This window comes from Roseovarius litorisediminis (assembly GCF_900172295.1).
Classification (GTDB): Bacteria; Pseudomonadota; Alphaproteobacteria; order Rhodobacterales; family Rhodobacteraceae; genus Roseovarius; species Roseovarius litorisediminis.
Genome location: NZ_FWFL01000021.1, coordinates 1 through 11922, shown reverse-complemented (window position 1 = coordinate 11922; position 11922 = coordinate 1). Strand labels below are relative to the sequence as shown.

Annotated in this window: 14 protein-coding genes, 2 pseudogenes and 1 other annotated feature; of the genes and pseudogenes, 6 read left to right on the top strand and 10 right to left on the bottom strand. The window is 53.0% G+C overall.

The window, feature by feature from the left end:
* Positions 1 to 114: 114 nt before the first annotated feature.
* The 3 genes from PEL8287_RS19450 (at position 115) to PEL8287_RS19435 (ending at position 2790) form a co-directional block, all read left to right on the top strand.
* On the top strand, positions 115 to 876 hold the full coding sequence (locus tag PEL8287_RS19450) for an ORC-CDC6 family AAA ATPase (RefSeq protein ID WP_442475963.1): 762 nt from the start codon (positions 115 to 117) through the stop codon (positions 874 to 876).
* Positions 866 to 1792, top strand: a complete 927-nt coding sequence (locus PEL8287_RS19445; RefSeq protein ID WP_085894108.1) for a hypothetical protein — start codon at positions 866 to 868, stop codon at positions 1790 to 1792. Before PEL8287_RS19450 ends, PEL8287_RS19445 begins: the two co-directional genes overlap by 11 nt.
* Before the next feature lie 524 nt (positions 1793 to 2316).
* Positions 2317 to 2790 (top strand): hypothetical protein, encoded by a 474-nt coding sequence (locus tag PEL8287_RS19435; protein WP_085894106.1) that lies wholly within the window; start codon positions 2317 to 2319, stop codon positions 2788 to 2790.
* Between the two features lie 4 nt (positions 2791 to 2794).
* On the opposite strand, the gene PEL8287_RS19430 is transcribed toward PEL8287_RS19435, so the two are convergent.
* The 8 genes and pseudogenes from PEL8287_RS19430 to PEL8287_RS19395 form a co-directional block, all read right to left on the bottom strand.
* Positions 2795 to 3538, bottom strand: a complete 744-nt coding sequence (locus tag PEL8287_RS19430; RefSeq protein ID WP_085894105.1) for an IS6 family transposase — start codon at positions 3536 to 3538, stop codon at positions 2795 to 2797.
* A gap of 104 nt (positions 3539 to 3642) precedes the next feature.
* A pseudogene (locus PEL8287_RS19425) lies at positions 3643 to 4248 on the bottom strand (IS6 family transposase); the annotation flags it as partial.
* A 273-nt stretch (positions 4249 to 4521) separates the two neighbouring features.
* Entirely contained in the window at positions 4522 to 5175 is a 654-nt protein-coding gene (locus tag PEL8287_RS19420; RefSeq protein ID WP_085894111.1) for a DUF2461 family protein, read from the bottom strand.
* Between the two features lie 265 nt (positions 5176 to 5440).
* Positions 5441 to 6436, bottom strand: a complete 996-nt coding sequence (locus PEL8287_RS19415; protein ID WP_085894103.1) for a fatty acid desaturase — start codon at positions 6434 to 6436, stop codon at positions 5441 to 5443.
* An 87-nt stretch (positions 6437 to 6523) separates the two neighbouring features.
* Positions 6524 to 6760, bottom strand: coding sequence for a hypothetical protein (locus tag PEL8287_RS19410; protein WP_085894102.1), 237 nt, complete (start codon positions 6758 to 6760; stop codon positions 6524 to 6526).
* Between the two features lie 129 nt (positions 6761 to 6889).
* A complete protein-coding gene (locus PEL8287_RS19405) occupies positions 6890 to 7207 on the bottom strand; it encodes a DUF982 domain-containing protein (RefSeq protein WP_176228708.1) in 318 nt (105 codons plus the stop codon).
* A 70-nt stretch (positions 7208 to 7277) separates the two neighbouring features.
* Positions 7278 to 7484 carry a cold-shock protein gene (locus PEL8287_RS19400; RefSeq protein ID WP_085894101.1) on the bottom strand — a complete coding sequence of 69 codons (207 nt, stop codon included), beginning with the start codon at positions 7482 to 7484 and terminating at the stop codon, positions 7278 to 7280.
* Positions 7485 to 7635: 151 nt separating this feature from the next.
* Positions 7636 to 8079 carry a cyclic nucleotide-binding domain-containing protein gene (locus tag PEL8287_RS19395; RefSeq protein ID WP_085894100.1) on the bottom strand — a complete coding sequence of 148 codons (444 nt, stop codon included), beginning with the start codon at positions 8077 to 8079 and terminating at the stop codon, positions 7636 to 7638.
* Positions 8080 to 8087: 8 nt separating this feature from the next.
* On the opposite strand from PEL8287_RS19395, the pseudogene PEL8287_RS19390 reads away from it, so the two are divergent.
* Positions 8088 to 8560, top strand: a pseudogene (locus PEL8287_RS19390) (transposase); the annotation flags it as partial.
* Positions 8375 to 8491, top strand: a sequence feature (AL1L pseudoknot). Its footprint overlaps the pseudogene before it by 117 nt.
* 748 nt (positions 8561 to 9308) lie before the next feature.
* On the opposite strand, the gene PEL8287_RS19380 reads toward PEL8287_RS19390, so the two are convergent.
* Positions 9309 to 9776 carry an MAPEG family protein gene (locus PEL8287_RS19380; protein WP_085894098.1) on the bottom strand — a complete coding sequence of 156 codons (468 nt, stop codon included), beginning with the start codon at positions 9774 to 9776 and terminating at the stop codon, positions 9309 to 9311.
* A 105-nt stretch (positions 9777 to 9881) separates the two neighbouring features.
* On the opposite strand from PEL8287_RS19380, the gene PEL8287_RS19375 reads away from it, so the two are divergent.
* Positions 9882 to 10472 carry a TetR/AcrR family transcriptional regulator gene (locus tag PEL8287_RS19375; protein WP_139837881.1) on the top strand — a complete coding sequence of 197 codons (591 nt, stop codon included), beginning with the start codon at positions 9882 to 9884 and terminating at the stop codon, positions 10470 to 10472.
* 150 nt (positions 10473 to 10622) lie between these two features.
* On the opposite strand, the gene PEL8287_RS19370 is transcribed toward PEL8287_RS19375, so the two are convergent.
* Positions 10623 to 11330, bottom strand: coding sequence for an IS6 family transposase (locus PEL8287_RS19370; protein ID WP_085894096.1), 708 nt, complete (start codon positions 11328 to 11330; stop codon positions 10623 to 10625).
* Positions 11331 to 11390: 60 nt separating this feature from the next.
* Between PEL8287_RS19370 and PEL8287_RS19365 the strand changes: the two genes are divergently transcribed.
* Positions 11391 to 11837 (top strand): hypothetical protein, encoded by a 447-nt coding sequence (locus PEL8287_RS19365; RefSeq protein WP_139837880.1) that lies wholly within the window; start codon positions 11391 to 11393, stop codon positions 11835 to 11837.
* Positions 11838 to 11922 lie beyond the last annotated feature (85 nt).

Sequence of the window (11922 nt, the reverse complement as noted above, 5' to 3'; positions counted from 1 at the left end):
TTCTCGCCAGGGCTTTTGCGGGTTCCAGTTGTCTTTCTCATCGTCCACTCCTCAGTGGTTACGATGAGCCAAGAACACTCCCTTATCAAATCACCCTATTTGGACCCATAAGCGCTGACGTCAGACAGAGCATACCTAGCCCGCAAAAAAATCAGTCTTGAGGATGTGGCGGGCTTGGACGAGAACACGATGGCGAGAACTCTTCGGAAGGCTCGAAGCGTAGTTGTTATACGTGATTATTTTTCCCGACCTTCGAAATCAGGACTCTTGGCGGATGGTTTGGATAGCAGGCCTCGAAAGAGTTTTGCTCTCTACTCCGGTATACCTTCTATGTTGGCACTGACTGAAGGCAATCCTCGAATGCTAATCAACTTACTTTCTCCACTGATCGTCGAATACAGGCTGTCGGAAGGGAAAAGAAAGGTTTCAGAGTCAAAACAGGCAATCGAAATTCAGAAGTCCATTCGTGTCATGCGATCACTTCTAAAGACGGTTCCGACCAAGAAGAAAACTGACTCTGGCCAAGGGTTGCTACGGTTCTTGGATGCGGTTGGCAGTGGATTGTACCACGGCATCGTCGCCACAAAGTTCAACGATCAACCTCCGTTATCCTTTCGTGTAGATAGAGGAGTGCATCCAGAGTACCTATCGGCAATTGGGAAAGCCCTAAACATCGGTGCATTAATCTATGTGCCGGATCACGCTTCGGAAGATATTCTATCTAATGTAGTAGAGAAGAGATTTCGGTTGAACTATTTGCTATCGGCACATTACAAACTTCCGCTTTCTTTAGACCGCGAGATCAGCCTTTCCGCATTGCTTGAGCGGTCACAAAGTCGGCTGCAGGCGCAAATGGATCTTTCAAATGAATCTTGAAATCACCAGCTTCACTGATCCTTTTGAAGCAGAGGTGGAGTTGCTAATTTATGCTGTCGGTTATGAAGATCGTGCTGGCCACGTCGCGCGTAAGTATAGCGACTTGGCTAAAACTTCGGTCGGATATTATTTTCCTAACGGTCACATACTGAGTTTTGAAAAGAATGATGCACATCGCAATGCTACTGGTGCTCTGAAACTGACACCCAATGAATCGCTGCAGTCGGTATTAGAAAGTGAACGGCCCGGATGGTCGTTCCAAAATTCCACAATTATGGTCGACGTTTCGTCTATGAACCGAGGCGCTATGGCGTCCTTGTTTGTTGAGCTACTGGATTCGGACTTCTTTAAAGGTTGTCGTATTCTTGTAGTCTACTCAATTGCTCAGTTTAATGAGCCTATCGCGGAAGAACTAGATTTTCTGGATTTTCGACCATTAGAAGGGTTCGGTGGTTGGACGGCAAATCCCGACTTGCCTGCGGTTCTGGTTCTTGGTCTTGGTTATGAACCTGACCACGCTGTAGGCGCAGTTGAGTTCTTGGATCCGAGTTCGACATTTTGCTTTTTTCCTATCGGTAACGACAATCGGTTTGAAGTTCGCGTAACTGATGCAAATGAGCCGCTCCTTGAGATTGTTAAGGAAAGTAGGATTGTTCGATATCCAGTGTTATCACCCTATCAAGCGTTTTGGGAAATGCGGACATTGATACATTCTCTACTGGGCGTTTCACGCATCGTTCTTGTACCTATGGGCCCCAAAATTTTTTGTAGCTTATGCATGGTTTGTCAGCGGGCATTTGGGGACGAACTATCTGTCTGGCGCGCCAGCGGTCATACTCTCGAAAACGCGCGAGATGCAAAGGCAGACGGTCCAATTGTCGGCTATACAGTGACCCGGCGACAAGAGAGAGGCTGATTTCTTGTGATTTGTCCTTGATCCAACATACTGGAAGCTGCGTTCATGGTAAGCATTCAAAAAGTTTGACTTGACGAGAGTAATGCGCAACCGGGCACCACAATGCCCAAAACCCCAAGACACCGCGCAGCGCCACGTAAAAGCCGGGGCGCTCGCCAATCTCAAGGCAAATCGACCCGGGCCGTTGCGGTGAGATCGACGAGAGCGTTGGCAAATTCTAGGATTTTATGCTATCTGCCATTTGCTGAGGCACATTGTAGCCGAGTTCGATTGCTTGTCGAATAATCCGTGTTCTCGTTTTTTCCCATCGCTTACCAGTTTTGATGATGGGTGGGAATAGTGACATGTACCCCTCATGAACGAGTAACCAGAAAAACTCTTTTCCGACCTTCCGGTCTTTGGCGTACAGGGGATGCTTGCTATGAAATTTTGGCATTGCTGTGGGTCCTTTCATGATTTTCCACATTGTCGCCACCTTCATCATTGAAGGTGACTAGAAACCAAACCTATGGATTTCGAGAAAAATGGCAGTTGAGCAGAATGCAGATTTACTCCACTCGGACGGCGAGGAAGTGAGCGACGCATATGATGCTTGGGCTGCGCTCTCGGCAAACCTTGATGCACTGCCCGCCAATGCGCGTGCCTACTTTGAAAATGTATGTGCCAAGATTGACGAATTTGATCCGCATGATGACGACGAACTTGCACTCACCAAGCAGCTTGAAGTACCGGTCATCAGACCCAAAAAGCGAAAGCAACTAGGTGCGAAATCAAAATATGACTACGCGCAGATATTTGATTGGGTTGAAATGTGGCGTCGTGAGGCAGAGGTCGATCTTGAAGCGGCGCTGGTGAAATACATTGAAGTCTTCGATCTGGAAGATGGCTACGAGACAATCAAATCCGCCTACCACAAGGTGCGCCGTGTCCGCCTCGAAAACATGGACCAAGAACATACGAACTTAACCACAGAAATGCTTAGACCTGAGCGGAAATAGTATGTCACGCCCAGCCATGCAGGCGGTAGGAACCACCCTGATATCCGGAACAAAGCTGCCGCCACTCAGCGAGAGCGGCGGTTCGGTTCAATTTGAAATCGGCTCGTGAATAAAGATGACGTTCCTGGTTGAAATGATTGTGGATTGAAGATTGGATGGCGGCGAATTTCTGTAAGGTTTGTAGTCGCCGAAAACGCAACATTGCCCGTTCTCTTCGTCGAAATGGAAGATGCGAATTCTCAGCCCGATTGTTCAGCCACCGGCCTGTCATCTGCCGCCGAGCATTACCGATGACCTTCATCGCTGCTCCGTAAGACTTCAACCGGTCCGTAACAACAACCTCCGGTCGGCCATGCCGTTTCATTGATTTCCTCAAGAATTTCAATGCAGCCTTTCGATCTCGGCGTTTTGTGACATAGCTTTCCAGTACCTCGCCTTCGTGATCAACAGCCCGCCAAAGATAGTGTGTCTCGCCATTAATCTTTACGAAAACCTCGTCCAGGTGCCACTGCCAGTTTGAATATGCACGCGACCGATTAACTCGGTCGCTGCGAATTTCCGCAGCAAAAATCGGACCAAATCTATTCCACCAAAACCGGACAGTTTCGTGGCTGACGTCGATGCCACGCTCATGCAATAGATCTTCGACATTGCGAAGGGAGAGCGGGAACCGGACGTACATCATCACCGCCAGGCGGATGATTTCAGGGCTGGTTTTGAAATACCTAAATGGATCGCGTTTTGTCATCCGGCGACGCTACGAGACTGACTTCCCGGCCTCAAGCTGGTTTCTTCTGACAGTGCCAGGAGAATATCCGATGCACCATCAAACTCAAAAAGGCTTCCGTATGGCAAGGCGGAATGAATTGCGACGAATTTCTGCAGGGACCGCAGACGTCGAAATCGGAGCATTGCCCGTTCCTTTCGTCGAAGCGGAAGATGTGAATTCTCTGCCCGATTGTTTAGCCAGCGGCCTGTCATCTGTCGTCGAGAATTGCCGATGACTTTCATCGCTGCGCCGTAAGACTTCAGCCGATCCGTGACGACAATATCAGGCCGCCCGTATCGCTTCATTGTTTTCCTGAGGAATTTCAACGCTGCTATGCGATCACGGCGCTTTGTGACGAAGCTCTCGAGAACTTCGCCTTCGTGGTCAACGGCGCGCCACAGATAGTGTGTCTCGCCATTGATTTTTACGAATACCTCGTCGAGATGCCATTGCCAATTCGAGTGTGACCGGTGAGCTCCAACCCGCCTTCGACGAATTTCCGCAGCGAACAACGGACCAAACCTGTTCCACCAAAATCGGACGGTCTCGTGGCTAACATCAATGCCGCGCTCATGCAGCAGGTCTTCGACATTGCGAAGGGAGAGCGGAAACCGGACATACATCATCACCGCCAGGCGAATGATCTCAGGACTGGTTTTAAAGTAGCGGAATGGGGAGCGTTTTGTCATCCGATGACGCTAAGATACACCACCGCCAGCCTCAAGCTGGTTTGATCTGACAGTACCGGCCGAACCTGTGTCGGTAAGAATGGATAACCACCTCGACAAAGTCCGGATTTTGAAAGGCTCTCTCGCTGCCTCTGAAATCTTCGCCTGTAAACTTCCAGTTCGGCGACCACATTTCCCACAATTTCCGCGCAAAACCGCTTCTGTTTTCCTCAAGGCCTTTGAGGCATCATCACATGCAAACACCTCCGCTTACATAATCTCGCCTGTGCGCAATCAGTCGAAGTAGCGCACCAACTGGCCGGCGGTGCGAAATATCGGGATCAACACATCGATCACATCGTCGTCAAGCAGAAGCGCGTCCTGCAGGTCTTTGCGGCATCCAAGGCCGACCATTTTAAGATAGGGTGCCGCGGGGTCGCTGTTTACAAAGCCGTCCGGTACAGCGCCCAGTGGCTTTCGTGTGACAACTCCGTCTGGGAAAGTTTTCTTGAACTCAGGATCGGCCAAGATGGCTTTCAGGCCGTTTGGATCATCGACCAAACGCGTCCGCAACCGCGAGAGCGCAGCCTTGGATGGTTGGAAAAGCGCGGCACCCGCGTAGCAATTTCCTGGCTCAATATGAAGGTAGTATCCGACGTCTTCTGTGGGATGGCCGGCATTGGCAAAAACATCCACGTCCGCGCGGTACAGAGCACGTCCGATGCGGTCGCGCGGCTCCTGAAAGAACTTGGTGTAACTTTGCTTCGGTTTGATCCTCGCGTCCGCCACGAAAGGGTCAAAGCGATCAGCATAGTCGTGCAGTGTCATCGCGATGCCAGCGAAATTGCGCAAGGCGTCGTCACGTTCTACGCGGTGCTCGTCCATCCAGGCTTTGCGGTTGTTCATTCCCAGATCGGCAAGGAACGTAAATGTTTCTGGTTCTACCACGGGCACAACTCCTGTTTCGCAGTTACCACGAGGCTTATCTGCATTCCGATAATATCCTTGTAGGGTTAATTCAGAGCATCGGCCATGGGTTGTATCCCACAGCCTGAGAGACTCCGCTGTTGATGGACTGGATATTTTTCAAGCCCGCTTCTTCTCTAACGCCTCGCTCCGAACAACGACAATGTTGCGCAATCAATGAACGCCCGGTTTGGGGCAGCTACGCCACCGCTTAGGACAGTACGAACAACGACCGCTTACGCAAAGCTCAAGTCGCAAGCATCCGCGCATCCGAAAAGGAAAGCAATTTCCGGCTTTTCTCGTCCCAGAGATGAAGGCGCGCACAGCGGAAACTCTCCCAAAGTGTAACGCGATGAGACTGCGCCAGGATGTCGTGGTCTCTGACCACCTCGCTCAGTCGGTAGAACGGGATGCGGCTGGCCAGGTGATGCACATGGTGAACACCGATATTGGCAGTGATCCAGCGCAAGATGCAGGGCAGATCGTAGTGAGAACTTCCGTTGAAGGCGGCATCGTGCACATCCCAGTCTTCTTCATCGTCCCAGGAGGTGTCCTCGAACTGATGCTGGACATAGAAGAGCCACATCCCCGTCATTGCCGCCAAAAGCATGGTCGGCAGGAACACGAATAGCAGCACATCCCAACCGCCGAACCAACCGAGCGCGCCGAGGGCAGCTCCGATTGCGACGTTGGTGGCCAGTGCGCTGAACCAATATTGCCAGCCTGATCGCATCAAACCGACCGGAAGCCGGTTTTGCAGGAAAAACGTGTAGAACGGAACGACCCCGAAGAGGAAAACCGGATTGCGGACCAAACGATACATAACCCGGCCTGTCCAGCGCTTTTCCCGATATTCCCGAACCGTCAGGGTGGGTAGGTCGCCAACGCCACGCCGGTCGAGATTGCCGGTCGTCGCATGATGAATGGCGTGGGTTCTGCGCCATACATCGTACGGTGTCAGTGTTAGAACTCCCAGAATCCGGCCCAACCGGTCGCCCCATCGGCGGTCCTTGAAGAACGCGCCATGGCCGCAATCGTGCTGGATCATGAACAAACGGACCAGGAAGGCAGAATTTGCCAATGCCAACGCCAGTGCCAGCCAGGGGCTGATCGACAGTGCCCACCAGGCCAGAGCCCAGATCGCCACAAACGGCACAAGAGTTACGGTCAGTTCGAAAAGGCTGCGGGAGAGGATCGGTTCGCGATATTTGGCGAGAATCCGGGTCCATTCAGAGGGTCGCAAACGAGAACCTTTCTTTTGGAGTGATTGATCTGCCCCTTGGTTTTCGGGGCGCTTCCTGTGTTCAGTCTGTGCCGACTGCCGGGCCTGTCAGACGGCCTTGGCTGGCGGCTTTTTACGTGTTCCTTTGGGAGCTTTCTTGGCCGTTTCCTTCGGCGTAACTGCCTCGCGTTCAAGACGGGCCGTGCGAAGGCGCGCTGTCCTGATCTCACGTTGTTCGGTTTCCTCGTCGAGCATTTCCCTCACGACGCGCGTCGTCTTGTCCATCACGGTTTCTGCAGCGGGCTTAGAGGCCTTAAACAACGTGGTCTTTGTTAGTTTGACCATTTTTTAGATCTCCTTGACGGACTTGTTGCGGGGCACATCGGAGGCAGCCGGGCCAAAGTTAAGAAACGTTTCCTGTGCCTGGATCGCGGGTATCAACCGGCGCGCAAAGCAGGTGCTGAGCCAGCAGTATCAAGTTACGGCGTCTGCATCGAAACCCGTAGGGCCCAGTTTGAACCCAGCAGTCTTTGCAGCCGCGATGAACGCTTTGCGGGCAGCGCCAACCGTTGTCAGACAGTGCATCGCCGCATCAACCTGTTCGAGAGCAAGGTCTCTGTGATGATCAGCAACCGGCCACTTCTTGCGGAGCCAATAGCAGGCCTGTTCAATCGTTGTGAACTTTTGACTGCCACCTTTCGGTGACAAGATCAAGGTCAGGGGTTTTCCCCAGTTAATTTCTATCACTTTTTTAGGTCCATTGAGTATCGGGATAACCTTTCTGACGATCATAGGGATATCAAATAAGAAGGCGGGAAAAGCCCAAGGCTACTCCCGCCCCGCAGTTCAATCCAGAACTGGCTTATGCCAGTGCAAGATTACTCGCCGACTCGCGACCGTCCCGGCCGCTTTCGATGTCGAAGGTCACAGTTTGTCCGTCATCCAGCTGACGAATTCCTGCCCGTTCCAAGGCGGAGATGTGAACGAAAATATCGTTCGATCCATGCTCAGGGGCGATAAAACCAAAACCTTTTTGGGTATTGAACCATTTCACGGTGCCATTGGCCATCGTGTTGTCTCCTAAATTGTTGCCATCCACATAACGCGATAGCCCGGCTCAGTGTCGTCGTAGGATCGACTGGAGCCGTCAGGAAACAGAAGGTCGTAAGAAGAAGCTTTGCACTCTTAAGATGGGTACGCGCCGATCCTATTGCAAGTAGTTAGGTTGTAGAGCTATCTTGATCAGGTTGGGCCGCTCCTGAAGTAGAGGCCTGCCCATTGCACTGCGTGTCCTTCGTGCTCCCCATGAGAAGCACATCGGGATCTATTCCCCTCTGTACAGCACTTGCGCGGACCGCGTCTTGTAGCGCTACGCTTTTCGCAAGCAGGGAACAAAACCGCGTCATGTCCAGCACAAGAAGCATCGAGGGCACGATTGCGCGCACCTCTGCGCGGCAGGCGTTCTTCGTCAGGATGGCCACTTGGCCAAACATCTCTCCCCGGCCCAAGCGGCACGCCCGGCCCGCGCTTTCTAGTTCAACCGCGCCCGAGGCTATGAAGAAAACGCTTTTCACAGCGCCATCCTTGCGAAGAATGACTTTGCCCGCATTGACGTATCGGGGTTTGAACCGCCCCTTGTTTGCCGGAGGCCCAGAAGTAAGGATGCTGGGTTATGGAAAAGAACAAATGTGGAAACAGATATTCACCTGAAGTGCGCGAGCGAGCTGTGCGGATGGTGTTTGAGCATCAGGGCGAATTTGACAGTCAATCTGCTGCGATCAAATCGATTGCGCCCAAGATCGGTTGTGGGCCTGATACGCTTCGGGCGTGGGTTCGACGAGCTGAGGCGGACAGTGGTCGACGTGATGGTGTGACAACCGCAGAACGTGACCGGATCAAAGCCTTGGAGCGCTAGAACCGCCAGCTTCGGCAAGCCAATGAGATACTGAAGATAGCATCGGCGTATTTTGCGCAGGCGGAGCTCGACCGCCCGTTTCGGAAATGATTGCTTTTATCAAAGAACATCGTGGGGTGTGTGGGGTCGAGCCGATCTGCCGTGTTTTACAGATCGCCCCTTCGACGTTCTACGCGCATCTCGCCGTTGAGAATGATCCAGACAAAGCGTCGGATCGCGCCAAGCGGGATCACGAACCGCCGAGATGCCTCGCGCCGTGGTTGCTCAGTTGGAAGCGTTGAACGCAAGCCTTGCGCGCAGCGTTGCCAAGATCCTTGCCGGAAAACCAACGGCCGATGCAGCAGTCAGGCAAAAGCTGCCGCTCCTAACGGTTAAACACGCCCTTGTGTCAATGGAATAAGGCTGTGGGCAGAGTGATAGTCCAATGCTTTGGAAATCTGCTGTGTGTGAAATGCCTTCATGTCAGAGTTACGCGTGCGGCGCTCTTTCTTGGTGAGACATTTCTCGGCGATGTCCCCTCTGTGAATCGGCCCCGAATCTTGACCCCGGCAGTTTCAAGCTCAAGAGACTGAATTCATTTAGAAAGTTTTCCCTTTAGTGGGGTCACGATCGGCGCCGATCGTGACCCCTTAGATTCGCCAAATAGAGCAGGATCGTCAATGCTTTAGGTCGAATTCAAAGGGGGCCACATTTCTATGCCGATTCACAGTGAAGATCGACAGCTTATCCAAGCCATCCCAGTACGCGACAGCTCGGAACGAGCAGTCGATGTCTTTTTCGCTCGCGGCAACAAGCGCTATTCTCGAGCGCGGGCATGCCAAGTAGCCATAGAGTTTCGGCATATCGCTATCCCTCGAGTTTCGCATGGTTGGAGTTCACAACGGCACCTGTAGTAAGGGGACGGGTTTCGTCTTCACCGACTGATCTGGCTGGGCTCAAGGGTTCGGCGAGCGCAACCAGATCAGTCGTCTTTTGGGATCAAAGAGCCAGCGTGACCCAGAGCACGTAGACCGCCATCACAATCACGGCGACCGAGCCGATGGTGTAGAGAGTTGCGCGGATCTCGTGGCTCTGCTGGGTTGTATAAGCCACTGTATGTAGAAGCCGGGCGGCGACGAAGCCGTACATCAGCACGCCCGCGAGCAGGGTCGAGGGCCCGGCGATCACGAAGAGCAGGCCCACGGCGAGGAACGCCGGGATGTTCTCCAGATCGTTGCGGTGGATGCGGCGTGACCGGTCGACGTAGTCGTTGATTTCCAATTGCGCGAGATCTGGGTGGCGGTTGATCAGCCCGGTCCTGAGATCCTCCGGCGACGCCCAGCCCGAGCCGACCTTCAACATCCGGTAGACGGTCACCCATCCCTGGCCCATCAGCTTCAGCACCATAAGGGCTGCGGCAATCATGTAGATGACGAAAACGGGGTTCTGCATGGTGAGTGAGGACATGGCGGGTCTCCTTGCTGACGGTTTCTTGATTTTCGTGAAACCTACTTTTTCACGAAACTATCCGTACCGCGAAATAAGAAAGCTTGTCAAGCTTCGTGAAATATCGTGTATCATCAAATCATGGCCAGGAAGTATCAGCAGAAAAAACGCGCCGCAGCGCAGGAGGAGACCCGGCAACGAATCGTCGAGGCGGCAATCAAGCTGCACCAGTCTAAGGGTCCAGCCGCCACCTCGATGCGCGACGTGGCGCAGGAGGCAGGCGTCGGAACTGTCACCGTCTACCGCCACTTCGCCGACGACATGGAACTACTCAGCGCATGCAGCGGCACGTACTTTGAGCGCCACCCCCTTCCCGATCTCGAGGAATGGGCGGCTGTGGAGGGCAGCGAAGAGCGCTTCCGCCACGGGCTTGCCGCGGCCTACTCCTTCCACCGCGAGACCGAGCCGATGATCTCCTCGGTGATCGACGAGCTGCGCGGTAGTCCGATCATGGCGCCCTATAACGGCTACTGGAAGACCGCGGGGGAGATCCTTCTCGCGGCCTTCCCAGAGCCGGCGCGGCAGGATCCGCTTCTGACGGCCACGATTGCCCTAGCGCTGGACTTCGAGACCTGGCGCCTGTTGGCGTTACACCAGGGGCTGTCGGACGAACAGGTCACTAATCTCATGACGCGCCTTCTGCGCGACGGCCGATGACCTCGCATTATTGGCAAACTAAGTACATGGTATCGCGAGAGACTTTTGGCTTCTCCGATTATTTCGAAAGGAAGGACGGACATTGAGCAAGCGATTGGAAGCTGTCAGACTAATTCGAACCAGTCTCAGTTTACCGCGGAACGCGTGAACTTATGCGGAACAAAGCTGCCGCCACTCGGAGAGAGCGGCGGCTCGGTTCAATTTGAAATTTGCTCGTGAGTAAAGGTGGCGTTCTTGATTGAAATGGTTTTGAAGCGACGAATGAACGGAGACGAATTTTTGCAGGGTTCGCCACTGTCGAAAACGCAACATCGCCTGCTCTCGTCGTCGAAACGGAAGGTGTGAATTCTCAGCTCGATTGTTCAGCCAGCAGCCGATAGTTTGTTTTTCGGTATTCCCGATTTGCTTCATGGCAGCACCGTTTGAACGCAGTTTATCGGTCACAATTACATCTGGTGCGCCGTAGCGTTTCATTGATTTTCTGAGGAATTTCAATGCCGCTTTTCGGTCGCGGCGCTTGGTGACAAACGATTCCAACACTTCACCTTCGTGATCGACCGCCCGCCACAAATAGTGCGTCGCGCCGTTGATCTTCACGAAAACTTCGTCCAGGTGCCATTGCCAATTCGAGTGTGATCGGTGATATCTAGCCCGCCTTCGACGAATTTCCGCAGCAAAAACCGGCCCAAATCTGTTCCACCAAAATCGAACCGTTTCATGACTAATATCAATGCCGCGTTCATGGAGAAGATCCTCGACATTGCGTAGTGAAAGCGGAAATCGAACATACATCATCACAGCAAGGCGGATGATCTCAGGGCTGGTTTTAAAATAGCGAAATGGGGAGCGTTTTGTCATCCGGCGACGCTACGAAACTGACTTCCCGGCCTCAAGCCGATTTAATCTGACAGTGCCCGTGTGGAACATACCCCTGCAAAGGTGAATTTCGGACCAGCACCGACAATTGACCTTTCTGGAATCCCGGAAAAAGAACGCGCGCAGATGCTGGCCGATTATAATAATAAGGTGCTTGATGTCAGCGCAAAAGCGCACCAGATGAAGGTCGATTCTGACGCGCTCCGCGCCACATTAAATTCTTTGTCCAATACCACCAACGAAGCCGCGCAAGATGGCAATTCGGTAACTATCACTCATACTCAACAAACGTCTATCGGTCGAACCGAGATCATCATGGGCAATACCGATCAGGCAAAGACTGGCAAGCTTACTCGTTCACAGACCGGCGAACGGGACTGGACGCCGTACTATATAGGCGGAGGTCTACTTGCGCTGGTACTAATCGCCGCCTTGCTTGGAGGGGGGTGTCTGACGTCAGCGCTTATGGGTCCAAATAGGGTGATTTGATAAGGGAGTGTTCTTGGCTCATCGTAACCACTGAGGAGTGGACGATGAGAAAGACAACTGGAACCCGCAAAAGCCCTGGCGAGAA